Origin of the sequence: Paenibacillus sp. VCA1, from assembly GCF_031583795.1 — a bacterium.
Lineage (GTDB): Bacteria > Bacillota > Bacilli > Paenibacillales > Paenibacillaceae > Paenibacillus_AQ > Paenibacillus_AQ albilobatus.
In genome coordinates this window covers 48,383-71,340 of the sequence record NZ_JAVLSX010000013.1, presented here as the reverse complement: position 1 = coordinate 71,340, position 22,958 = coordinate 48,383, and the positions used below count along the sequence as shown (strand labels likewise).

General features: G+C 53.2%; 23 protein-coding genes and 1 riboswitch. Of the genes, 1 reads left to right on the top strand and 22 read right to left on the bottom strand.

The genetic code is table 11. From position 1 onward, the window contains the following. Positions 1–274: 274 nt before the first annotated feature. The 9 genes from ytxC to metA all read right to left on the bottom strand — a co-directional run bounded on the left by ytxC (position 275) and on the right by metA (position 11,059). Positions 275–1,177, bottom strand: coding sequence for a putative sporulation protein YtxC (gene ytxC, locus RJP21_RS25060; RefSeq protein ID WP_160043154.1), 903 nt, complete (start codon positions 1,175–1,177; stop codon positions 275–277). 245 nt (positions 1,178–1,422) lie between these two features. Then, positions 1,423–3,003 (bottom strand): hydantoinase/oxoprolinase family protein, encoded by a 1,581-nt coding sequence (locus RJP21_RS25055; protein WP_310861724.1) that lies wholly within the window; start codon positions 3,001–3,003, stop codon positions 1,423–1,425. After that, positions 3,003–4,127, bottom strand: a complete 1,125-nt coding sequence (locus tag RJP21_RS25050; RefSeq protein ID WP_310861723.1) for an S-methyl thiohydantoin desulfurase family protein — start codon at positions 4,125–4,127, stop codon at positions 3,003–3,005. Before RJP21_RS25050 ends, RJP21_RS25055 begins: the two co-directional genes overlap by 1 nt. A 4-nt stretch (positions 4,128–4,131) precedes the next feature. Continuing rightward, positions 4,132–5,442, bottom strand: a complete 1,311-nt coding sequence (locus tag RJP21_RS25045) for a cytosine permease (protein ID WP_310861722.1) — start codon at positions 5,440–5,442, stop codon at positions 4,132–4,134. Between the two features lie 49 nt (positions 5,443–5,491). After that, positions 5,492–6,073: a TetR/AcrR family transcriptional regulator gene (locus RJP21_RS25040; RefSeq protein WP_310861721.1), complete on the bottom strand. Its 582-nt coding sequence runs from the start codon at positions 6,071–6,073 to the stop codon at positions 5,492–5,494. A 205-nt stretch (positions 6,074–6,278) separates the two neighbouring features. Next, positions 6,279–7,412 carry a cyclic dehypoxanthinyl futalosine synthase gene (mqnC, locus tag RJP21_RS25035; protein ID WP_160043151.1) on the bottom strand — a complete coding sequence of 378 codons (1,134 nt, stop codon included), beginning with the start codon at positions 7,410–7,412 and terminating at the stop codon, positions 6,279–6,281. A gap of 287 nt (positions 7,413–7,699) precedes the next feature. After that, positions 7,700–8,878, bottom strand: coding sequence for an aminotransferase class I/II-fold pyridoxal phosphate-dependent enzyme (locus tag RJP21_RS25030; RefSeq protein WP_160043150.1), 1,179 nt, complete (start codon positions 8,876–8,878; stop codon positions 7,700–7,702). Next, positions 8,871–10,061: an aminotransferase class I/II-fold pyridoxal phosphate-dependent enzyme gene (locus RJP21_RS25025; protein ID WP_310861720.1), complete on the bottom strand. Its 1,191-nt coding sequence runs from the start codon at positions 10,059–10,061 to the stop codon at positions 8,871–8,873. Before RJP21_RS25025 ends, RJP21_RS25030 begins: the two co-directional genes overlap by 8 nt. A 62-nt stretch (positions 10,062–10,123) precedes the next feature. Beyond that, on the bottom strand, positions 10,124–11,059 hold the full coding sequence (metA, locus tag RJP21_RS25020; protein ID WP_310861719.1) for a homoserine O-acetyltransferase MetA: 936 nt from the start codon (positions 11,057–11,059) through the stop codon (positions 10,124–10,126). A 113-nt stretch (positions 11,060–11,172) separates the two neighbouring features. Then, positions 11,173–11,296: riboswitch (SAM riboswitch) on the bottom strand. A 444-nt stretch (positions 11,297–11,740) separates the two neighbouring features. Between metA and corA the strand changes: the two genes are divergently transcribed. Next, positions 11,741–12,676, top strand: coding sequence for a magnesium/cobalt transporter CorA (gene corA / locus RJP21_RS25015; RefSeq protein ID WP_310861718.1), 936 nt, complete (start codon positions 11,741–11,743; stop codon positions 12,674–12,676). A 188-nt stretch (positions 12,677–12,864) separates the two neighbouring features. Here corA and RJP21_RS25010 read toward each other — a convergent pair whose 3' ends face one another. The 13 genes from RJP21_RS25010 to RJP21_RS24950 form a co-directional block, all read right to left on the bottom strand. Then, complete coding sequence (locus RJP21_RS25010; RefSeq protein ID WP_310861717.1) at positions 12,865–13,869, bottom strand: HRDC domain-containing protein; 1,005 nt, start codon at positions 13,867–13,869, stop codon at positions 12,865–12,867. A gap of 191 nt (positions 13,870–14,060) precedes the next feature. After that, complete coding sequence (locus RJP21_RS25005; protein WP_310861716.1) at positions 14,061–14,741, bottom strand: stalk domain-containing protein; 681 nt, start codon at positions 14,739–14,741, stop codon at positions 14,061–14,063. Positions 14,742–14,936: 195 nt separating this feature from the next. Next, positions 14,937–15,818 carry an ROK family protein gene (locus RJP21_RS25000; protein WP_310861715.1) on the bottom strand — a complete coding sequence of 294 codons (882 nt, stop codon included), beginning with the start codon at positions 15,816–15,818 and terminating at the stop codon, positions 14,937–14,939. A 189-nt stretch (positions 15,819–16,007) separates the two neighbouring features. Next, positions 16,008–16,892, bottom strand: a complete 885-nt coding sequence (locus tag RJP21_RS24995; protein ID WP_310861793.1) for a 5'-3' exonuclease — start codon at positions 16,890–16,892, stop codon at positions 16,008–16,010. Positions 16,893–16,993: 101 nt separating this feature from the next. Further along, complete coding sequence (locus RJP21_RS24990) at positions 16,994–17,353, bottom strand: arsenate reductase family protein (RefSeq protein ID WP_310861714.1); 360 nt, start codon at positions 17,351–17,353, stop codon at positions 16,994–16,996. Between the two features lie 52 nt (positions 17,354–17,405). Beyond that, entirely contained in the window at positions 17,406–18,422 is a 1,017-nt protein-coding gene (locus tag RJP21_RS24985) for an RluA family pseudouridine synthase (protein ID WP_310861713.1), read from the bottom strand. Further along, a complete protein-coding gene (locus RJP21_RS24980) occupies positions 18,419–18,988 on the bottom strand; it encodes a cob(I)yrinic acid a,c-diamide adenosyltransferase (protein WP_160043142.1) in 570 nt (189 codons plus the stop codon). Before RJP21_RS24980 ends, RJP21_RS24985 begins: the two co-directional genes overlap by 4 nt. Before the next feature lie 32 nt (positions 18,989–19,020). Beyond that, positions 19,021–19,557, bottom strand: coding sequence for a hypothetical protein (locus RJP21_RS24975; RefSeq protein ID WP_236575681.1), 537 nt, complete (start codon positions 19,555–19,557; stop codon positions 19,021–19,023). A gap of 205 nt (positions 19,558–19,762) precedes the next feature. After that, positions 19,763–20,029, bottom strand: coding sequence for an aspartyl-phosphate phosphatase Spo0E family protein (locus tag RJP21_RS24970; RefSeq protein WP_160043141.1), 267 nt, complete (start codon positions 20,027–20,029; stop codon positions 19,763–19,765). 279 nt (positions 20,030–20,308) lie between these two features. Next, positions 20,309–21,520, bottom strand: coding sequence for an aminotransferase class I/II-fold pyridoxal phosphate-dependent enzyme (locus tag RJP21_RS24965; protein ID WP_310861712.1), 1,212 nt, complete (start codon positions 21,518–21,520; stop codon positions 20,309–20,311). 13 nt (positions 21,521–21,533) lie between these two features. Next, complete coding sequence (locus RJP21_RS24960; protein ID WP_160043140.1) at positions 21,534–22,034, bottom strand: Lrp/AsnC family transcriptional regulator; 501 nt, start codon at positions 22,032–22,034, stop codon at positions 21,534–21,536. A gap of 212 nt (positions 22,035–22,246) precedes the next feature. Continuing rightward, positions 22,247–22,636 carry a spore coat protein gene (locus RJP21_RS24955; RefSeq protein WP_160043139.1) on the bottom strand — a complete coding sequence of 130 codons (390 nt, stop codon included), beginning with the start codon at positions 22,634–22,636 and terminating at the stop codon, positions 22,247–22,249. 26 nt (positions 22,637–22,662) lie between these two features. Continuing rightward, positions 22,663–22,899 carry a hypothetical protein gene (locus RJP21_RS24950; protein ID WP_160043138.1) on the bottom strand — a complete coding sequence of 79 codons (237 nt, stop codon included), beginning with the start codon at positions 22,897–22,899 and terminating at the stop codon, positions 22,663–22,665. Between the last annotated feature and the right edge of the window lie 59 nt (positions 22,900–22,958).

Here is a 22,958-nt window from a genome sequence, read left to right as displayed (position 1 = left end):
TAATGCATGTCATCGGCAGCTTTACCGCAAATCCGCATTATCCTTCATCAGCATATGGTAACGGAATGACCCGGCGGTCCATTACTTGCTTTTCCCGCTTGGAAAAACGTTCCTGACCGCAGCTACAAAGGGGTAGACGCGTAAGCCGGATCGTGAGGAAATTTCAGCCATCGGTTCCTCTCTCTGCAACGCCCGTTTCTTAGGTCCATGTCTTTGTCGAAGCTTTTATCGAATTATGTGAGTTATTATAAGTCCCAGACTTTTTACAGTCAAGTCAGATCTTCCCCGTTTCCCGGAAATAACCGTGGCAATCGGGACAATATCGGCATATTTCCACCCGGTCCTCGAAAATTTGCGACAGCGTTCTGATGACCGCCATATGCGGCTCCCGGGTATGGATGATGATTTTGGCCGGGGATACGGAAATCAGCGTGGTCACCACGGCGTCCTCCATCTGCAAATCCTGCTGGTCCAGCCGCTCCACCACAACGCCCTCGTCATGCCGGTGATCGAGCGGCTTCATGTCCTCATCCAAAAGCAGCACGTCCTGCCCGCCTTTGTGAATCAGGTGGACGAGCGGAACCTGCGGCTGTTGGAAATAAACGAAATATTTCAGCATGCCGACGAATTCTTCGTACTGGCGGTCCATCAAAAACTCATCCACGGCGTATTCCACGATTTCTTTTAATTCCTTCATGTAGTTATGGGCACGGAAGGTTAAAAAACCGTCCACATGAAGCAGCGGTCTTTCGCTTAAACATTGCTGAATGCCTTGCGCAAGCATGGACGAGCGGCGGTGCCTCGAATCGCCGAACTCCGATTTTCCTTCCATCATCATCCGGCAATGCTTCAGGATTTGCTCATGCTCCTCCGGATCAGGAAAGTCGAACTCCTCATCAAGAATCTTTTTCAACAGCTCCCGCTCTTTCTCCTGCAAAATATACTCGGCAAGCGCGCTTGCCGCCGCACCGTAAATCTGCTGCAAAACATTGCCCTTCAAAAACCGCGGGTCGTCTTCGCGGCACCGCCAGAAGGTCGTCCCCTCATGGACCGAACAGCTGATGCTGAGTGTTTTGTACTTTTTATGTAAAGCCTGGTTTGCTTTCGTAATCATGCGGATATAACGCTCCTCTTCCCGTGAATCGGAGGTTCGGGCTGCGATGCTGAACAGTTCCATGGAGTTCACTCCTTTCAAAATCCTTCTTACAAAGTATATGTCTCTGCGGGGGGGATATACGGGAGGGATCGATGGAAAACAGGCTAACATTTCTCAAGCCGAATCGACATGAAACCGCTGGAAAACCGGGCGAAATTTGCTGCTCGGGATGCCAAATTCCGGGGATGAGCAATCGGCAAAAAAGGCCTCTCCCTATGCAAGTGCCATAGGAAGAAACCTTTTCAAAAAAATGGTTAACGCGCGGATTACAAACGTCCTGCCGCTTTGGCTTTCACGAGCAGCGCATTGCCCGGCAGGTAGGCGATCGGAATATCCTCGGAAAACACGATCTGCACCGTGGCACGGTCCGCTCCGGCAAGCACCGCCTGCTCGATCGCCTGGCTTTTGGCGTCCGCGACGGCTTCGTCGTAAGTCATCTCGTCGAGCGAATAGATGCGCTCCGATTCCCCGCTGACTTCGCCGAGGGCGGCACCGATCGCGTTGGCGGCATCGTAATGATCCGGTCTGACGATCCGGGCGACGCCTTCCAGCTTGTCCGGAACAAGGATGCTTCCGCCCCCGACGAGAATGACGTCCACCGGCTCGGCGCTCGTTTTCATGCGGTCGATGGCGTCTTCGATATCGCGTGTGATGATTCCGTCGGCTTTGAGACAGATTGATTCTTCAAGCCCTTCTGTCTGCGCGCCGTCCCATTCGTAACGGCCGAGCTTTACCGCGACGTCCGTCGCCGTCAGCGTATCGCCGCCAAAAATCCGGCCGCGTCTCAGCAGCTCGTAACCGACGCTGTCCGGTCCGACCGTAACGCGGTCGCCCTCCTTGCCAGCCCGCACGATCGTGCCCCCGCCAATGCCGATCGACAAAATGTCCGGCATGCGGAAGTTCGTGCGCACGCCGCCGATTTCGACCGCCGCCGAAGATTGGCGCGGGAACCCTTGGGCGAGCACGCCGATATCCGTCGTCGTGCCGCCGATATCGACGACAAGCGCGTTGTTTAGTCCCGATAAGTGCGCGGCGCCGCGGATGGAATTGGTAGGTCCGCAGGCAATCGTCAGGATCGGATACGAAAGCGCGTATTCGCTGCGCATAAGCGTTCCGTCGTTTTGGCAGATATAGACGCCGGCGCGAATTCCGAAGCTTTCCAGCGCCTGTTCGAAGCCGTGGACGACGCCCGCGATAACGTTCAGGAGCGCCCCGTTCAGCAGCGATGCGTTTTCGCGCTCCAAAATGCCGATGCTTCCGATTTCATGGGACAACGTCACCGGCATCTTGTCTCCAAGCACTTCTTTTGCCAGTTCCGCGACCCGTTTTTCTTGGGACGGATTGACGGGAGAAAAGACGCCGCAAACGGCTACGGCCTGCACTTCCCCCTTCATTCTGCCCAAATAATCCCTGATTTCGGCTTCATCGAGCTCGACGATGGTACGGCCGTCGTATTCGTAACCGCCCCGGGCAACGTAAGCATGAGGGCCGACGGCGGCCTTCAGCGTATCGTCCCAATCCGCAAGCGGAGGCACGGCGGTCGTTGCCGGTGCGCCGATCCGGATCAGCCCGACGTGGCCCAAATGCTTGCGTTCGACGATGGCGTTGGTGCAGTGGGTCGTTCCCAGCATGGCATAGCCGACCTGTGCCGGATTTACGCCGCTTTCCGCCAGCAGCCGGCGGATCGACTCGACGATGCCTTCGTTGACGTCGCGGGTCGTGTGCACCTTGACCGTATGAATCGTGTTCAGCTTGGAATCGAGCAGGGCGGCGTCCGTATTCGTCCCGCCGACATCGATCCCGATGCGGTACATTTCTTCGTTGTCGCTTATGAGCGTCCAGGACATTACAGATCTCCTCCTTTCCCTGCTGCAAGCTCTTCAATCGGTATATATGGGACGTCATAGCCGAAATATTTCGGCCCGACCGTCTCGAGCCCTTTCGGCGTCCGCCATCTCGGGTCGCATGGGAAACCGGCCGCCGTCACTCTGGCGCCATACTTCAAGTTTTCGGTAGTAATCGGCATCCCGGTGTCCTGATCGAGCAGCGTAATGAGATCCGGCGTGACCGCCAGAGACCGCCCATCCTCCGTCGCAAGCAGGAATTCGTTTTGGAAAAACAGGCGCATCGTGCGTCCCTTCTCCGCATCGGTCCCTTCAAACACGGCCTCTCCTCGCGTAAAACCGCCTTCGGTCCGGCGGCGGATGTCGACGGCTTTGCCGTTGAACAACGCGTAACCGCCCAGCTGCTTCAGCAAAGCTTCGATCGGGTTTTGCTTCTGCTCTTTGGATTCAAACAGCGTTTTCCCGATTTCATAGGCCAGCGTTAGCGTGTGCGGCACGGCGCTTTTTTTGACCTGCGCCCCCGACACCGGATAATCGCAGATGGAGGCCGAGCCGCCCATTTGAATCGTCAGCGCGCGCGCCATCCGTTCCTCCCAAACGCCGTCGATCGCATGCATAAGCACGCCGTTGCCGCGTTCGTCCGCCATCGTGATCGGGCTGCAGTCGATGCCGTCCAGGTAAAACGTCACCATTTGCGATTCCGGGAAAGCCCGTCCCATCGCATCGGCGTCCAAAATCGGAATGCCCCGCTCCGCCGCCGCAATGACGGGGACAAGCGAGTTTCCGCCTCCGACCTCGATCGGCATGACCGCGTCCACTTTGCGCCCAAGCTCTTTTTCAATCAAATCCAGCGGTCTCGTCATCTGCTCGATGGAAGGTATTTTTTCGTTCATTACCGTCGGAGCGCCGATCATCGACAGAGGGACGACCAAACTGTCGTCTTCCAGTTCCTCGGGTCTTACCAAACGTACGGGGCCGTATTTGCGGATGGCTTCCATCGCCATCAATTTCCCGATATGGGGATCTCCGCCCCCGCCCGTTCCAAGCACCGCCGCGCCGACGGCGATATATTGGACGGCCTGTTCATCCAATTCAGTCAACTTGTTGAAATCCATGTTGTTAGCCATGATGTTATCCTTTCTTACTCATAATTTTGCCGATGATCCACTGGACGATAAAAGCGAAGATAAAAGCGTCCAGCGCCGGAACGCGCGTCAGCTGGAACCATCCGAACCCGTCCGGCGACGGCGTCGTCATATAAGCGAACAAAGTCGCAAGCACCCACACGACAAGCGAGCGTATGATCCAGTTTTTATTGCGCTCGATGCCTTCAAACGTAAACTTTTTGCGGTTCACGAGCAGATATTCCGCGGTGTAAAGCCCGCCGATCGGCGACACGAAACTCGTAATGACGTTCAGGAACGACAGAAACTTGTCATAGATGCCGAAAACGGCAAGCAAAGTTGCGAGAATGCCTGCAATGACGGTAATCAGCTTTTTCGGCACCCGTTGAAAGACGACGGAAAATCCTAGCGACGCGGAATACAAATTGTTCGTGTTCGTCGTCCACTGCGCCAGCGTCAACACGATGATGGCAGGAAGCCCGAGCCCAAGCGCAATGAAAATATTCGTCAGATCATCCGTGTCCATAAGGCGGGACAAAAAGATCGCGATGATCGTCATAAAGCTGTTTCCGACAAAAAAACCGATAAACGCCGCCGTTACCGCATGCATCGGCGTACGCGCCCAACGTCCGATATCCGGCGAGAGCACCGTGCCGACGATAAAGATACCGATCACGAGCGAAATCGCGGTGCCCATCGGAATCGGCGAGCCGCTGACCGGCTCCCAAATCGCTGAGGCGCCCTTCGTTTTGAACGCCGTGAAAACGGCGATCCCGATGAAAATGACAAGCAGCGGTACGGACCACACGCTTAATCTTTCAATGGAACGGTAGCCCCAAATCGCCGTCGACATCATGAGCAGGCCGCCGATAAACGATAGAAGTCCCAGCGGCAGATCCACACCGACGAGTTTATCGAAGGCCGTATGCATATTGGATGCAAAAAATCCCACCTGCACGCCAAACCAGCCGAGCGAGAAAATACCGAGTACGATCGATACGATCCGCGCCCCGACGTTCCCGAACAAAAACCGGCTGATCATTGCCGTGGACAGTCCCGTTTTCGCTCCGACAAAAGCGCACAACGCGCCGATCAATCCCAAAATGACGGAACCGATCACCGTGGCCGTCAGCGAGTCGGAAAGATTCATGCCGTTGCCGAGCTCCGCTCCCAAAAACATCGCCGACAAGTCGATGCCGATCGCGATCCAGACGAGCGACATGGACAACCATTTTTTGCGCAAATGCGCCGGAACGGGTTCCCTTTCAAAATCTTGCGCGTTTGATTCCTTGTTTTTTACTTGACTCGCTTCACTCACTTTACCCATCCCCTTGTTGTGAAATCTTCTTGATGAGGTTGTCCATTGCTTACGAGCGCACGCCGTTCCAAAACGTTTCAAAAACATGATTCAGCTTGCGTTCGTAAACCTCTTTGGAGGTGTAGTAGAAATATTGGATGCTTAATCCGTCCATTACGTTTAAAAAGGAATCTACCAGAGGCTGCACCTTCTGATCGCGGATGGCGCCCTCTTCCATGCCCTGCACGACCAATGTTCCGACAAGTTTCGTCAGCCTTTCGTCCGAATGGAGAAAGGCCTCCTCTATCGTTTCTTTCAGAAACACGGGCGGAAATACCATATAGCGCAGCACGAATTTACTCGCGTCAGGGCACTCCCGGTAAAATTCGTATTGCCTGGACAAAATCCCGTACATGCTTTCCCGTGCGCTCAGCTTCTCCCGCCCTTTGGACAGCTCCTGAATAAACGTATTGTAAGAATCCATCGCCTCGCGAAAAACCGTCATGAACAAATCTTCCTTGCTTTCGTAAAAGGCATAAATCGCCGGCGTTTTCACGCCCACCTCTTTTGCGATTTCAGAGAGCGCCGTGCCGTCGTATCCTTTCTCCCCGAACAAACGCATCGCAGCTTCCTTGAGCTTATTTCTGGTCATGGATCCCTCAACTCCAACATTTAATTAACGTTAATTAAGTAAACTATACAAATATACGCATAAAAATACAATACTTTTTTTAGGGAATGTCGCAGGGGGCAGCATTTGGCATCAACGCAAAAAAAATCCCGCTTCGTACCGAAGCAGGATTTTTGTCGTTCAACATTCCATATTTATTTCTAATTTTAACGTAATAATAGACCGATTAGTTCTGCATAACAAAATCGCGTTCAATTTCGGTTCCTTCTTCGAACACGCGCAAAATGTCATAGCGGGTGTTGCGCTGCGCCGGAATTTTGCCCGCTTCACGGATCAGCTGAAGGATCGAGGCGATGTTCACTTTGTGCACGGCACCGGCCGAAGACACGACGTTTTCTTCCATCATCGTGCTGCCGAAATCGTTGCAGCCGTAGCTGAGCGACAGTTTGCCCACTTCAGGGCCCATCGTCACCCAAGAGGATTGCAGATTCGGCACGTTGTCGAGGACGAGGCGTCCGATCGCCACCGTTTTCAGGTAAGCTTCAGGCGTTTCGCGCTCCCGCTTCAGGCCCGTATTGTCCGGCTGGAACGTAAACGGAATGAACGCAAGGAAACCTTTCGAATCATAGCCGTTTGCGATGCATTCATCCTGGGCGTCGCGAATCCGCAGCATGTGAAGGGCGCGTTCTTCCATCGTTTCGCCAAAGCCGATGACCATCGTGGCGGTTGTGTTCATGCCGATTTTGTGAGCCGTTTGCATGACGTCCATCCAGTCGCGCCACGTGCCTTTATGGCGGCTGATTTTTTTGCGGATGCGGTCATCCAAAATTTCGGCTCCGCCGCCGGGCAGGGAATCGAGGCCCGCAGCCTTCAGATCGCGCATGACTTCTTCGAGCGAAAGCCCGGATACCTCCACCATTTTGCGGATTTCCGCCGGGGAGAACGAGTGCATCGTAATATTCGGGAACCGCTGCTTGATGCCGCGAAGCAGATCCGTATAATAGCTGAACGGCAAATCGGGGTTCGTGCCGCCCTGCATCAGGATTTCGGTTCCGCCCACATCTTCGGTTTCTTTGATCTTTTGGAAGATCACTTCGTCGGGAAGCAAGTAACCTTCTTTATGACCGGGTACGCGGTAAAAGGCGCAAAACGTGCAGTATGTATCGCACACGTTCGTATAGTTTACGTTCCGCCCGATCACAAACGTCGTAATCGGTTCCGGATGCTTCCTTTTCATCATGATATCGGCGGCGTGGCCGATTTTTTCGACTTCGTTGCTTTCAAACAGGGTGACGCTGTCCTCCAGGTTCAAGCGTTCCCCGCGCAGCGCTTTGTCCAGGATCTGATCTACTGTGCTCATCTCCGGAAGCCTCCTTATCATATGGCAAAATATATATGCTTTTAGCGGACTTATATCATCAAACCGTCTTCATCATCTTATCACATTTTACATTTGAGAAAAACTTCACTTTCTCGGATGTAAGGCCGTATTTTTTGCAGAAGCCGTGATTTTCAAGGATTTGACAGGGCTAACGTCACAAAATGGACACGAAATGGACAAAAAGAGCCCGACAGCCCAAGGGTATGGCGATGCTCACCATGGCAAAAAAGAAAACGCCGCGTCAGGCGGCGTCTTCCATTGTTGCGTTATCCCTGCAGGGCTTGATCCAAATCGGCAATCAGATCGTCGATATCCTCCAGGCCTACGGAGAAACGAAGCAGTCCGTCCGCAATTCCCCGTTCGTGGCGTACCTCCGGAGGCATCGCCGCATGGGACATCATCGCCGGGTAGGACAGAATGCTCTCCACCGCTCCCAAGCTGACGGCGACGAGCGGAATCCGGACTTTGTTCAGCACCTGTTTGGCCCGTTCGCCCGAACCGACGTCGAAGGAAACGACGGCTCCGTATCCTGTCGACTGCTTCTCGTGGATTTCCCGTCCCGGATGATCCAGCAGCCCCGGATAATACACCTTCTCGATGTCCGGGCGCCCGTTCAGCCATGCGGCTAATACGGCTGCGCTTTGCTCGCTGTGGTTCATCCGGGCCTGCAGGGTTTTCATCCCCCGCATGAGCAGCCAGGAATCCTGCACGCCAAGCACCGTTCCGAGCCCGTTTTGCAGCTGCTTCAGCTGTCTGCCGATGGAAGGCGTACGCGCGACGGCGAGACCGGCCAACACGTCGCTGTGCCCGCCCAGAAATTTCGTCGCGCTGTGCAGCACGATATCGACGCCATGCTCGATCGGACGCTGATAATACGGCGTCATAAACGTGTTATCGAGCATCGTAAGCAGGTCATGTTCTTTCGCCCAGGACGTGACGGCCGCAATGTCGGTAATTTTCAGCGTCGGGTTCGACGGGGTTTCCATATACACCGCCTTGGTGTTTGGCTTCAAAGCCGCTTTGACCTGCTCCAGGTCGGTCATGTCCACAAACGTGCTTTCGATGCCGAGGCGGTTTAAAATGCTGGTCAGCAAACGGTATGTACCGCCGTACACGTCCTCGGTCACGATCATATGGTCGCCGGCGGACAGCATCATAAACGTGCTGGAGATGGCGGCCATGCCGGAGGAATAGGCAAAACCTCTTACGCCGCCTTCCAAAAGCGCAATATAATCTTCAAGCGCCTGGCGCGTCGGATTGCCCGAACGGCTGTAGTCGTGAACCGGAGGGTTAAACACATCCTCGTGATGAAAGGTCGACGCCTGGTAAATCGGAACGCTGGACGCCCCGGTGTTGCGATCGATTTCGGAGCCGAAATGAAGAAGTTTCGTCGCGAACTTCCGTGCTTCATGGCTGTTTTGCTCTTTGTCGTGCTGCTCACTCATGGCGTTTTCCCCCTTCGACTTCCTCAATGGCCGCGTCCAACGCGCCGCCGAGATCGGCGATCAAATCGTCGATATGCTCGATGCCGACGGAGAAGCGCAGCAGCCTGTCATCCACGCCGACCGCCTTCCGGATTTCCTCCGGAATGTCCGCATGGGTTTGTACGGCCGGATAAGTCATCAGCGATTCCACGCCGCCCAAGCTTTCGGCAAACGCGATCAGCCGGATGTGGCGGAGAACCGGCTCCACGTAACGGGCATCCTTGACCTTGAAGGAGAAAATGCCCGTGTTCCCGCTGGATTGTTTCTTTTGAATGTCATGACCCGGGTGCTCCGGAAACGCCGGATGGAACACTTCGGCCACCGCCGGATGCTTCTTGAGAAACTCGGCCACGGCAATCGCGTTGCTTTCGTGCCGTTCCATCCGCAGCGCCAGCGTCTTCATGCCTCTCATCAGCTGGTACGAATCGCTTGCCCCAAGAACGGCGCCGATCGAGTTATGCAGGAAAAACATTTCTTCCGACAGCTCGTTGCCTTTCGTAATGATCAAACCGGCCAGCACGTCGTTGTGCCCGCCCAAATATTTGGTCGCGCTATGAATGACGATGTCCGCGCCAAGCTCGATCGGACGCTGGAAAAACGGCGTCAGCAGCGTATTGTCCACGATGGTCAGCAGTTCATGGCGTTTGGCCCATGCGGACACCTTTTCGATGTCGGTAATCATCATCAGCGGATTGGTCGGCGTTTCGATAAAGACCGCTTTCGTCTCCGGCCTTCTCGATTTTTCAAGTTCATCCAGATCGTTGGTGTCGATGTAAGACGCGCTTACGCCGAATTTTGAAAGGATTCTCTCAAGCAGCCGGTAAGTCCCCCCGTACAAATCAAGCGATACGATCAAATGGTCGCCCTGCTTGAACAGGGAAAAAATCGTTTGCAGAGCAGCCATACCCGAGCTACAGGCAAAAGCGGCGTCTCCGGACTCCAGTTCAGCGGCCGCTTCCTCCAGAACTTTGCGCGTCGGGCTTTTCGTGCGGGCGTAATCGAATCCCGTGCTTTGCCCAAGCTTCGGATGGCGGAACGCGGTCGCCTGGTAAATCGGAAAGTTCACGGCTCCCGTGACCGGATCCTCCTGCGAGCCGATTTGCGCCAACCGGCTTTCGATGTTTAATGCTTTGTTTTTCTCCATGTCGGTTTCCCCCATACTCTCTTTAAGTTCAGAACTTATAACAAAATCCCCGGATACATCGTTTAAATCTGCGGCCAGACTTCGGCGACCTCTCCGATGTCATAAGGCGTTTCCTGATATACATAGTAATTCAGCCAATTAGAGAATAATAAGTTTGCATGGGCGCGCCAAATCGCCGGCGGCGTTTGGGACGGGTCGTCATTCGGGTAATAATGTTTCGGAATGTCCATGGCCATGCCCTTGGCGATGTCCCGCTCGTATTCCCATTTCAGGGAATAAGGGTCGTATTCGGAATGTCCCGTCACGAAAATTTGTTTGCCGTCTTTGGTTGCCACCAAATAAATGCCCGCTTCCTCGGACTCGGACAAAATTTCGAGCTCGTCGATGCCGTCGATGTCTTCCCGGCGCACCTCCGTATGGCGGGAATGAGGTACATAAAAGATTTCGTCGAAACCGCGAAGAAGCTTGACGTTCTGCCGATTGACCGTATGCGGGAACACGCCGAAGCATTTTTTGGCCAGATCCCATTTCGGAACGCCGAAATGATGATACAAGCCCGCCTGCGAGGCCCAACAGATATGCAGCGTCGAAGTGACGTTCGTTTTGGACCAATCCATGATTTCCTCGAGCTCGTGCCAATAGAACACGTCTTCGAAATCCAGGCGTTCCACCGGCGCGCCGGTAATGATCATGCCGTCGAAACGGCGGTGGCGCACTTCGTCAAACGTCTTATAAAATGCTTCCAAATGTTCCACGGACGTATTTTTCGACGTATGCGATTGCGGGTGCAGCAGCGTAATTTCCACCTGCAGGGGGGAGTTTCCGAGAAGACGGAGCAGCTGCGTTTCCGTCGTCTCTTTGGTCGGCATGATGTTCATGATGGCGATCCGAAGCGGACGGATGTCCTGATGGTACGCTCTGCTGTCATCCATGACGAAGATGTTTTCTCCGTTCAGAATTTCTTTGGCCGGCAGAGCATCCGGAATTTTAATTGGCATGATTCAACACTCCTTTTAGAAGGTGGCGAAAATCATACGGGGGAGCAAGGTGCATATAAAACAAAAATGACCTTCCGCATAGAGAAAGGTCATGTTCGTTATATTTTACGCCTCTCTCATCTGTCAGAAACCGCTGCTTGCCGCAGCGCAACGTTCCTGCAAGAATTAGCACCGTGCGCATACGCGCCGGTTGCCGGGTTTCATCGGGCTAGTCCCTCCACCTGCTCTTGATAAGATTTCGCTGTATTCAGTTTTAATGTTCTTTGTTCCTTACTTTAAATCATAATCCCATCCTTCGTCAAGAAGCTTTCGGGCGGATGCCGCAACATTTTCCCACACCTTTTTCCAGCCTTTGTCATACGCTGTAAGCGGACGCCAGCAAGGGTCAATTTTTTCTTGAAAGGTCCATGGCCCGGCGTTATACTAGACAAGTGTTTGAACCTAAAACAAGAGGTGACATGAGATGGAAGGCGACCCGAGCCCGACGCTGAATGCAATTGAACACAACCGCATAGAAACGAAATCAGCTTGCCGGCGCAGGGAAGTTTTCGCTTTTGTCCACCACGGATTCCTCAGCTAAAATTCCCCAAAAAAACGACCGGTTCGCTGATTTCTTTCCTATGCCCTAAACAAGCATTCCCTGAGCATGCGTTGCATGAAGGGAAGAAGGAGTGAAATCATATGAAAATCCGGTTGGTGAACGAAGGGGTTTTCTCCCCGATTGATGACATCCAAGCCACACTGACTCCCCCGCCTGCAGGATTCTATTGGATCGATGCGGATGTGGAAGACCTGGCGCTTTTGCAGCCTTTATTTTCCCTGCATGATCTGGCGGTGGAGGACTGCTTGAGCGAAGAGGAACAACGTCCCAAAATCGAAATTTACGAAAACCATTATTTTATCGTTGTAAACTCCATCCGTTTCGATGACGAGGAAATTTTCCTGCGTGCGTTGAACGTCTTTTTAGGCCGTCATTTCATCATTACGGTAACCAAGCAAAAAATTAACGAACTGCGCTCTTTGAAGCCGATATTATGGGAACAGGAAGTCAGCACTCCCGACCGTTTCCTGTATTTGCTGATCGACCTTGTCGTTGACAACTACTTCACGGTAGGCGACCGGATCGAAGCCAAAATTGAAAAGCTCGAAGAAGATATCCTGATGCACACCAAAAAATCGCACCTGAACGAAATCATCGGCCTCCGAAGCGAGATTTTATGGCTGAAAAAGGTGCTCGGACCGCAAAAAGAACTGATCAACACACTCAATAAAAGAGACCTGCGCCTGATCGACGACCAGCTGCAAAAATACTTTAGCGACATTTATGAAAATGCCGTCAAAATTTCTGAAACCTTCGATACGTTCCGCGACCTGATGGGCAACCTTCGCGAGGCCTACCAGTCCAGTATCGCGAACCGGGCCAACGAAATCATGCGCGTTTTTACGGCCATCACAACGATATTCATGCCGCTGACCGTCATTACGGGGATCTATGGCATGAACTTCGACAATATGCCTGAAACGCATACATCATACGGATATTTTGTCGTGATCGGGATCATGGCCGTGCTCGCCGTCAGCATGCTCCTGATCTTCCGCAAAAAAGACTGGATTTGAAAGGCGGACGGCCGAAAAAAGAAAGGACGAAGAAGCGCTTTCTGCTGCATCGTTTGCAGGCGTAAAGCATCTTCGTCCTTTTTGCGTTTAGCGTCATTTCGGGGAATGGGGCAGCTTAAGCAGGCCGCCGTCATGCCAACCGCCTTACCGGACGTTCGGATTTGCGCGCGGCCGCCCGGGTGCGCAGCCTATCCCGCATTTCTTCTGCCTTCGGCTTCCTTGCGGAAACGGATCCGAATCAGGCGCAGCCGTTCATACCGCAGCTCCATCAGCGGCCCGGCAGCCGCCTCCTGGCCGTACACCCGGTGCAGCACCGGCTTCAGCAGCGTATCGCCCAGCTCCTCGAACGCCCTCCATACCTCTTCCTGCTCCGCTTCCGGCATTTCCTGCAGCTCCCCGGCGATCAGGCTTTCCGCGTCGTAACCTTCTTTTTCAAGCTGTTCCAGCGCTTCCACAAGCTCGCGTCTCGTCAGGCCGGTTTCCTGTTCCATCTGCTCCAGTCTTTTTCCGGTTCGAATGCCTTGAAGCAGTTGCTGCTTCGTCCGATATTTGTCGAGATCCTGCTTATATTTCTGCTCTTTTTGCTTGTATACCCAAGCCTCGTACGTCGTTTCGTCCAGCTCGTCCTGAACCCAATCCAGCGGGAAACCGTGGCTGCGCTCCTGTCCGGCGGTAATTTCGAGCAGCTCCCCGCCGTATTCCGCCGCCTTGTTGTCCCCGACGCCCGGCAGCTGCAGCAGCTCGTCCAACGTCGCCGGCACGAACGTGCTGATCAGCCGCAGCAGCCGGTTCGTCGCAATAAAATACGGCGCTTTCCGCTCGGCCGCCGCCTTTTTGCGCCTCCAGGCGCAAAGCTCGTTGTAAAGCTCCTCACTGTAGTTCAGCTCGCTGTAGCAGTATAGCTTCTGAACGGCCTGGCTTTTTCCTTTCTGCTCCTCTTCGTCGTGAAAAATCCCGTCAATGACGGGCCGGAAGCCTTCGCCTAATTTCACGGCCAAACCGTGGCGGTAAATATGCAGCATTTCATTCCAGGAGCCGCCTTCATACCACACCTGTTCCCGTTCCCGGCCGCCGCTCTCGAGATCCCTCCAGCCAAGCCTCCAAACGCCTTCTCCCTCATCGATCCATACTTCGGCCATCCCGTCTCCCTGTTCGCTTACCTTCAACATTCGGTTCATAAATACGGTTTGCATCTCGCTTTACCTCCCTCTGAAATCAGCACAACAAAAAAAGCACCTCCCTTGAAGTTCAAGAGAGGTGCTTCCCCGTTATTATGCTGTTATTCCAAATGATACCACATCATCGCAAATGGTCAATCCTTTTTGAAAAAAACGACGGCGTTCGCTAATCAAAGGCGCATGCGGATCGGATTCCTGCAATGGCCTTACTTATAATATGACGTGGTCAGAGGAACGAATAAGGCTCCTTTGTTCTCCACATCCGCGTAAATGAACAGTTCGTTGACGCCGGAGATGTCGACGACGATCGTTTTTAAGCCGTCTTTTACGGCGACCTTTTCGGTTTTCAGCTTGACCTTCTTCTCACTGTCTTCAATGAAAAAGTTGTCGATGTCTTCGCCCACAGCAGCCACCTGCAGATACAGCTTCTGGTATTTTCCTTTCGGGAACAGCATGAAGCTGCTGCTGCGTTTGCTGCCGGCATTATCGAAATACGCTTCCTTGTAATCCTTGCCCTGATAAGTCGTTTGGGCCGGGTCCTTCGTATAATACATGCTTTCGAACCCCTTCGCGATCGCTACGCCTTCCGACTTCTCCCCAAGCTCTACCGTGTACGTTTCCGGGTTATAGGATACGGCGATTCCCATCACGTCCGCAACGGCGCGAACCGGAAGATACGTCGTTCCGTTGTATGTAATCGGCAGCACCGCATTTCCTTTCTCGTCCCGAGGCTGAACGGGCGTTCCGTTGTATTTGAGCTGGATGCTGCTGTTCAAATACGCTTTGACCTCCTGAAGTTTGGCTCCGGCATAAACGCCTGAAGCTGCTGTTAGCAGCATTGCAGCCGCTGCCGTCGTCACGATCCATTTCTTTTTCAAACTTTCCACTCCTTGCCATATAATGTTTTCATAATCAATATATATGAACTATAGTGTTTTGTATTTCTTCAGACAAGCGGCTTTTTGACTAAAAATATATTTAGCGATAGATCAAACGAACGTCATAAACGCGAAAAAGGAGGCTTCGCAGCCTCCTGTTAAAGATTGAATAAAATAAAGCGCTTGTCCTTATGGACGATTCGTTTATCCGGCAGCCAGCGCTTTTTTCGCCAGAGCGAGCGCTCCGCATAAACCGGCGTTGTCTCCCAGCTGCGGAGGAACAATGTAGTCCGCGATTTGTTCGGAGATGGCCGGAAGCTGCACGTAGCCGTTCAGCAGCTCCTGCAGTTTTGCATGAATCAGCGGGAACAGCTGCAGCTGTTTCATGACGCCGCCGCCCATAACGATTTTTTGCGGAGACAAAATGAGAATGTAGTTCATCAACGCTTGCGCGAGATAATATGCTTCCATTTCCCAAGCCGGGTGATCCGGCGTCAGATCTGCACCCGGGACTCCCCACCGTTTCGAAAGCGATGGGCCTGCGGCCACGCCTTCCAGGCAGTCGCCATGATAAGGGCAGAAACCTTCGAATTTGTCCTCCGGATGGCGGCGGACCAGAATATGTCCCATTTCAGGGTGCGAAAGCCCGTGCACCAGTTCGCCGCCAACGACCGCGCCGGCGCCAACCCCGGTGCCTACCGTAATGTAGAGGCAGCTGTCAAATCCTTTGGCGGCTCCCCACGTATATTCGCCCAGCGCCGCGCCGTTCACGTCGGTATCGAATTCGATCGGCACCTGAAAATGCGAACCCAAATGGCCTACGATATCAAAGTTGCTCCAATGCGGCTTGGGTGTCGTCGTAATGCGTCCGTATGTAGGACTTCCTTTGACGGGATCGATCGGGCCGAACGAACCTACCCCAATCGCTTCCACGCCTTTATTTTGAAAAAAGGAAACCACCTGTGCCATTGTTTCTTCCGGCGTTGTCGTCGGAAAGCTGATCCGCTCCAGCACGGTTCCGTCTTCCTTGCCGATTCCGCACACAAATTTTGTACCTCCGGCTTCAATCGCTCCCAGAATACTCATCGTTTGCAATCCCTCCTGCACCATTCTCTTGTCTGTTGTTCTTATGAGGCATTTAAGTACTGAATCCTATCCATAACCACGGGCATTATAGCCCAGTTCTCCGATGAAAGTCAATGTACAAACACACGAAGGGACGCCTGGCGCGATGCCGGCATCCCCCGGTGTATGGCGGTTTCGCCCGATTTTCCTTTATAGGACGACTCCAAGCAGATGGCAGAGACTTTTCATTTCGAGCTCCTCGAACTTGTCGACCACCGACTGCTCGTTGAGCGACAGCTCACAGTTCTCCAGCGCGCACGCCACAGGAGCTTCACAATAGATTTCCGCGAGCTTGCGCGACAGATGCATCATTTCCAGATCCGCTTCGATTTTGGCGCGGACGCTTTTCGATATCTGATCGAGATTGTCCAGGATGCCTTCGATCGACCCGTATTCCTGGATCAGCTTGTGTGCCGTCTTCTCTCCGATGCCGCGGACGCCCGGATAGTTGTCGCTGGCATCCCCCATCAACGCCTTCACGTCAATGATTTGGCGCGGACGAAGCTGCCTTTCCTCGTATAACGACTCCGGTGTGTACACCTTATAATTGCCGTGGCCTTTTTTCATGATAATGACGGTCGTACGGTCGCTTACGAGCTGCAGCAGATCATGATCGCCTGACAGCACCATAACGTCCATGTCCTGGCTGAACTTGGCCGCCAACGTGCCGATGCAATCGTCGGCCTCGTAACCTTCCGCTCCGATGTTGGGTACGCCCATACTGTCCATGACGTCCCGGATCAGTGAAAACTGCGGCACCAGATCGTCCGGCGCCTCCGGACGGTTGCCTTTGTAAGCCGAAAAATGCTCCCCGCGGAACGTCTTGCCCCCAAGATCCCAGCAGCAAACCACGTGGCTAGGGTCAAAGTTTTGCACCGCATCCCAGAAGTAGCGGATGAAACCGTAAATCGCATTGGTCGGAATTCCCGATTTCGTCCGGCGGATATATCCGCTGGTGGCGGTAGCGTAATAAGCTCTAAACAACAATGCCATTCCGTCGACCAACAGGACGGATGGGCGTTTCTCTTGCGTAATCAATCTTCGTTTCTCCCCTTGTGTGCCTCACCCCGTACAGTGGGCGGGCAATGCTGCATCTAGTATAACACAACTAGGGGGAGCTTTTGGGCGGTTTCCTGTTATCCCCAGACGGATTCGTACTGATCCTCCTTGAAACCGACGGTAACTTTGCGGCCATCGGTTACGACGGGGCGTTTAATCAACATGCCGTTGGACGACAACAGCTTGATCTGCTCTTCTTCGGTCATGTCGGCCAGCTTGTCTTTTAAACCCATTTCTTTGTACACTTCACCGCTCGTGTTAAAGAACTTTTTGAGCGGAAGCCCGCTTAGGCGTACAAGTTCGGTCAGCACTTCCGGCTTCGGAGGCTCTTCCTTAATATGATGAAGCTCCAGTTCATGTCCATGGGACTGAAGCCATTTAACGGCATTGCGGCAGGTGCCGCATTTCGGATATTGGTAAACTTGAAGTTTGCTCATCTGGTCAATCAACTCTCTTTTTTAGTCATTCTTTCTCGTTGTCTATCGTGATTCAGCTATAGTGTCCTTCCCGTAACAGCTCCCGCAATTCCCGCATATCCTCGGGCATCGGCGCCTGAAAGGTCATCTTCTCGTGCGTGACCGGATGCTCGAAGGACAGCTCGAAGGCGTGAAGCGCCTGGCGCGGGATGGCCCGGTCCAATAAAACGATGTTCCGCGCGAATGAGGGCATAAGGCTCACGTGCGCTTCGGCTTCATTTCCGGGATCCGAACCTTGGCTTTCGATGTCCTTGTAAACGTCGTGACGGTACAGCTTGTCCCCGATCAGGGGACAGCCGATGCTGGTCATGTGCACACGGATCTGATGCGTTCTTCCCGTCTCCAGGTTCAGCCGGACAAGCGACCCGTCCGCCCAGCTTTCCAGCACCCGGTATTTCGTCCGCGACGGATAGCCGTCCGGCGTCACGATCCGGCGGTGGGGCTCCTCAGGGTCCCTGTCGATTGGCCCGTCGATTTCGCCCTCGGGCGGCTCCGGCGTACCGTGCACCAAGGCGAGATAGGTTTTGTCCACGCGGTTTCCGATCATTTGCTCGGATATATGCTGGTGCACGTAAGGATTTTTGGCGATCGCAAGCACGCCGGTCGTTTCCTGGTCGAGACGGTGTACCGCGCGGAAACGGAAGGCCTCCCCTTTTTGGCGCCAATAATCCACGACTCCGTTCGCAAGCGTGCCCGTATAATGCCCGTGCGTGGGGTGCACGATCATGCCGGCTTCCTTGTTTACGACGAGGATATGCTCGTCTTCATAAAGAATTTCGAAAGGAATCGGCTGCGGCAAAATGTCGTCGGAGGTTTCCTGCTCCATTCGGATCGCCACCTCGTCCCCGGCCTGAACGGGAACGCTGGTGTAAACTCTGCGGCCGTTTAACGTAATTCCTTGTTCCGTCAGCTTCAGCCGGGACTGCAGCTTACGTGATACATGCATGCGCCGGAGCAGGATGGCCTTTAGCAGCCAGCCGTCCTCCGCTTCGGGCACGATATAAGTAATTGGCGGATAATAGGATGTCATTTTTTGTTGCCGAACACCTTTTTGCTGCGGACGTATTCGATATCCGGGACGCCGCCGCGAACGTTGGCCGTACGGGCCGCAACGAAGAAATAATCGGACAGCCGGTTCAAATACCGGCGAACTTCCGGGTTGATTTCTTTGTGACGCCCCAATGTGACGACCCTGCGTTCCGCCCGGCGGCATACCGTTCTGCATACATGCAGCGTTGATGACAACAGCGTTCCCCCAGGCAAAATAAACCGTTCCAGCTCAGGGGTCTCCTCCAGATATTTATCGATCCACTGCTCCAGCCGCTCCACCATCTCGGCACGAACTTTATATTTGCTCTCGCTCAGTTTGACGAACGCCAGATCCGACCCGCAATCAAACAATTCATGCATAATTTCGATCAGGTCGCCGCGCAAATCGGCAAAAACCTCACCCTCCATCAGGCTTGCAGCCTGGCCGACGTAACAATTCAGCTCGTCGATGGTTCCGTAAGTTTCCACCTGAAGGTCATCCTTCGATACGCGTCCGCCGATAACGGATGTCTCGCCTTCGTCCCCGGTCCGTGTATATATTCTCATTCGATCGTTCCTCCCTTAGGCCGTAAAGCCGCCTACTCCGTCATTTCCTTAAGCGCCTTCACCGCGTTATCCACATGTTTCGCCGACACGGGGATCGTGACGAACAGCTTGTCCGGCGTATATTTCAAATCTTTGAACATCTTCATATCCTTGACGGGAATCCCGTACAGATGCTCCGTGTTGTCGATCGTTTTATCTTCCTTTTCTTCCTTGCTCGCAAATACGCCTGCCGGATATTTTTTCGGATCAAAATGGTCATCCAGCACGACATGGCCTCCCATTTTGCCGTAATTTTTCATGTCCTCTTCAGGCAAAATCATGATGTCGTGGCCGCCCGCGGCATATTCGACCATCAGCTTTTCCGGGTTATACAGCGGGCTTGCGATCACCTGGACCTTGATGTCCTCGCCGAGACGTTCCTGCAGCGCTTTCTCAAGCGGTTCGGCGACCTGCGTCGGATCGGACTTGTCGTCAATCATGAAAATCGATAGATCCGGCTTTTCCTTCCCGCAGCCCGCAAGCATAAAAACAGCGAAAATAACCAGCATGAGTTTACCGTACGCCTTCACTCTCTGCTCCTCCTCCATTCTCCAATAGGTTCAATATATCATACCTGGAAGAGACAAAAAAGCGGACCGCTTCCAAACCCGCAAACAGCAAAAAGCCCCCTCGGGACAGGCGGCGGAAATTCGCTGAAAACGAACTCCGCTTTCCTGTTCCCCGAAGGGGCGGGGGTTTTACCGAAAACAAGGATATTTGCAGCCTTTTTAAGGCTTACGATTTATTTTTCTTGGGGCAGGATTTCATGTATTCGTTAATCTTCAGATCCAGCAAGCTGCTGATTTCGATCACGACTTCCGAGGTGAAGGACTGTTCCTGCATAAAGATTTGTTCCATCTTGTTGCGGAGCATCAGAATTTCATCTTCCAAGGAAATATTCTTCGCAGAATCCGTCGTTTTGGCCGACCAATCACCGCGCTGATCATCTTCTGCAATATAGTCGCCTTGATATGAGGGCAAATCATATTCGGCACAGAACAAAGGTAATCCCTCCCTGGTAAGTCTTTTCTTGCTCCCGAAGCAAAATTATAACATATTCGCGGATAAAAGAAAGTGAATAATTCGTTAAATTATTCAAAAATCAGTACAAACCCCTAAAAAAAGGTTTTGCAAATATCCTTAAGGGAGGCTTCCGGCCAAGAAGAAAAGAAAACCATGTTGAGGAAGACCTATAGTTACATTAAACAGAAAATAATGGAAACGAAACTTGAAAATGCTAAAAACATCCAATCAGCCGGAGGACGGCCGATCGGATTCGATTCAAGACTCCTGTTTGAGTTTGTGCAGAAACTGCCCGATCCGGTCAAGCGCCTCGGTCAGCTGAGCCACAGACGTGGCGTAGGAGCACCGCAAAAAACCTTCCCCGCTTGCGCCGAAGGCCGTTCCCGGAACCGCCGCAACCTTCGCTTCGAGCAGCAGCCGCTGCGCGAACTCTTCGGAGCTGAGCCCCGTCGAGGCAATGCTCGGAAACGCGTAAAACGCGCCCTGCGGCTCGTGGCAGGAAAGCCCGATGTCCTGGAAGCCCTGAACGATCAGGCGCCGGCGTTGATTGTAGGATTCGACCATACGATCCTTTTCTTCCATGCCGTGCTTTAATGCTTCGAGCGCGGCTACCTGGCCCATGACCGGAGCACACATGATCGTATATTGATGGATTTTCAGCATGGCGGCGATCAGTTCAGGATGGGCGCAGACATACCCCATCCGCCAGCCGGTCATCGCAAACGCCTTGGAAAAACCGCTGACCAGAATGGTACGGTCCTTCATGCCCGGAACGGATGCCACACTGACATGCTTTTGGCCGTAAGTCAGCTCGGCGTAAATTTCGTCGGAAATGACGATCAGATCGTGTTTTTCCACGACTTTCGCGATCGGAAGCCAGTCCTCGTACGTCATGATGGATCCGGTCGGATTGCTCGGATAACACAAGATCAGCACCTTGGTTTTAGGGGTGATTTTCGCTTCCAGCGCTTCGGCCGTCAGCTTGAAATCGTCCTTCGCGTAAGTTTCGATGCCGACAGGCACGCCGCCCCCGATCGAAGTGATCGGCGAATAAGGCACGTAACACGGTTCCGGAATCAGGATCTCGTCTCCCGGAACGATCAGGGCGCGCAGGGCGAGGTCGATGGCTTCGCTGCCGCCGACCGTGACGATAATCTGGTCCTTCGGATCGTATGCCACCTGAAAGCTGTCGTTCAAATATTCCGAAATCGCTTCACGGAGTTCGATCATCCCCGCATTGGAAGTATACGCGGTCATTCCGCGTTCCAGGGAATACACACAGGCCTCCCTGACATGCCAAGGCGTCGTGAAGTCGGGTTCGCCCACGCCGAGCGTGATGATATCCTTGCTGCCGTTCGCCAGGTCGAAAAACTTGCGGATCCCGGACGGCGGAATGTTGCGGACCAGCGGGGACAAATACGATTCCATCGATTTAACTTGCTGTTGTTTGGTATCTTCATTCACGATCATGACACATCTTCCTTTACGGCGAGACTATGAGACGGTTATCTTCTTCGCGATCCTCAAAAATGATGCCGTCCTGCTTATATTTTTTCAAAATAAAATTGGTTTTCGTCGACAATACCGAATCGATCGGCGACAGCTTCTCGGACACGAAGTTCGCCACTTCCCTCAGGTTCCGCCCTTCCACTTCGACAAGCAGATCGTATGCGCCGCTCATCAAATAAACGGATTTCACCTGCGGGTACAAATAAATGCGCTCCGCGATTCCTTCGAACCCGCGGCCCCGCTCCGGGGTAATCTGCACTTCGATCAGCGCCGTTACGGTTTCTTCTTCAATTTTGCTCCAGTTGACAACGGCCGCGTATTTCACGATGACGTGGTCCGCTTCAAGCTCCGCAATCGCCTCTTTCACCGCCTCCTCTTCCACGCCAATCAGGGTGGCGAGAAGTTTGGGAGATCGTCTCGCATCCTCATTCAGCAGATCGAGGACTTTCAGCTTCAGTTCGGTAAGTTCTTTCATACAGGTTCCTCCAGCATTCGTTTCGCGGGTTGCTTACAAAACATGTCATACCCGGGAAAGAGATTAATACTAATATTACAATACTTTGGGATGCATGCAAAGAAAAACCGTCTCCCCGGCGTGGGCCGAATTTGAGACGGTAAAAATGTGCCATGCTCCTCCAACCGGAACTCCCGATCACATGTTTAAGCCCTCGGGAAGCAGGTTATTGGTTACATGTAATAAGGATTTTGAGCGTTTTGCTGATTTTGCTGCATTTGCGAAGCCTGCGCGTAATGGCCCATGCTGCTCGTTTTTTGCTGCACGAACTGCCGGGTCTTTTGCTGCGTGTTCCGCGCATCCTGAACCTGCTTGTCGAGGTCCTGGCGAAGGGCGCTGGAGGAAGTCGAATACATGTTGAGCTGCTTCATCAGATTATAGAGTTCGCCTTGCATGCGAAGCGTATCGTTGGTCAACTGCGTGAACAGCTGCCGCACGGCCGGACAGGAAGATTCCGTCGTCGCCGTCGTGTATTCCCTGACGGTCCGTTTCAAATCTGCGAGGATGGTGTACAGCAGGTCTTCATCCTGCATGAATGCGGAGTTGCCGGATTGATAATTCATCGTAGTCGTTTACCTCCTGAAGTAATTTATTGCTGCGGTTGGGTCGGCGCAAGCGGCTGATGCTGCTGCAAGGATTGGACGAGCAGATCCAGATGGTGGTCCATCGACCGGATATATTGCTGCAAAGCCTGCTGAATCGTCGGATTTTGGGTCGTAGCGCAAGTGGCCGCGCATTGCTTGATCAGCAAATCTTCATTGGAAATCGAATCGACGATATATTCCAGCTCTTTGCCCGTAATGGCCTGCATTTGACCGGATTGCATAAACGTTTTGCCTCCTCTGGGGATATTTAACTCGCATTTATTATGTCCCGGTCCGTTTT

Bases quoted from the DNA above. Each gene is read 5' to 3' on its own strand.
- ytxC (WP_160043154.1), bottom strand. From the start codon at position 1,177: ATGGAACTGTTCAGCATCGCAGCCCGAACCTCCGATTCACGGGAAGAG.
- RJP21_RS25055 (WP_310861724.1), bottom strand. From the start codon at position 3,003: ATGTCCTGGACGCTCATAAGCGACAACGAAGAAATGTACCGCATCGGG.
- RJP21_RS25050 (WP_310861723.1), bottom strand. From the start codon at position 4,127: ATGGCTAACAACATGGATTTCAACAAGTTGACTGAATTGGATGAACAG.
- RJP21_RS25040 (WP_310861721.1), bottom strand. From the start codon at position 6,073: ATGACCAGAAATAAGCTCAAGGAAGCTGCGATGCGTTTGTTCGGGGAG.
- mqnC (WP_160043151.1), bottom strand. From the start codon at position 7,412: ATGAGCACAGTAGATCAGATCCTGGACAAAGCGCTGCGCGGGGAACGC.
- RJP21_RS25030 (WP_160043150.1), bottom strand. From the start codon at position 8,878: ATGAGTGAGCAGCACGACAAAGAGCAAAACAGCCATGAAGCACGGAAG.
- RJP21_RS25025 (WP_310861720.1), bottom strand. From the start codon at position 10,061: ATGGAGAAAAACAAAGCATTAAACATCGAAAGCCGGTTGGCGCAAATC.
- metA (WP_310861719.1), bottom strand. From the start codon at position 11,059: ATGCCAATTAAAATTCCGGATGCTCTGCCGGCCAAAGAAATTCTGAAC.
- corA (WP_310861718.1), top strand. From the start codon at position 11,741: ATGAAAATCCGGTTGGTGAACGAAGGGGTTTTCTCCCCGATTGATGAC.
- RJP21_RS25010 (WP_310861717.1), bottom strand. From the start codon at position 13,869: ATGCAAACCGTATTTATGAACCGAATGTTGAAGGTAAGCGAACAGGGA.
- RJP21_RS25000 (WP_310861715.1), bottom strand. From the start codon at position 15,818: ATGAGTATTCTGGGAGCGATTGAAGCCGGAGGTACAAAATTTGTGTGC.
- RJP21_RS24990 (WP_310861714.1), bottom strand. From the start codon at position 17,353: ATGAGCAAACTTCAAGTTTACCAATATCCGAAATGCGGCACCTGCCGC.
- RJP21_RS24985 (WP_310861713.1), bottom strand. From the start codon at position 18,422: ATGACATCCTATTATCCGCCAATTACTTATATCGTGCCCGAAGCGGAG.
- RJP21_RS24980 (WP_160043142.1), bottom strand. From the start codon at position 18,988: ATGAGAATATATACACGGACCGGGGACGAAGGCGAGACATCCGTTATC.
- RJP21_RS24965 (WP_310861712.1), bottom strand. From the start codon at position 21,520: ATGATCGTGAATGAAGATACCAAACAACAGCAAGTTAAATCGATGGAA.
- RJP21_RS24960 (WP_160043140.1), bottom strand. From the start codon at position 22,034: ATGAAAGAACTTACCGAACTGAAGCTGAAAGTCCTCGATCTGCTGAAT.
- RJP21_RS24955 (WP_160043139.1), bottom strand. From the start codon at position 22,636: ATGAATTATCAATCCGGCAACTCCGCATTCATGCAGGATGAAGACCTG.
- RJP21_RS24950 (WP_160043138.1), bottom strand. From the start codon at position 22,899: ATGCAATCCGGTCAAATGCAGGCCATTACGGGCAAAGAGCTGGAATAT.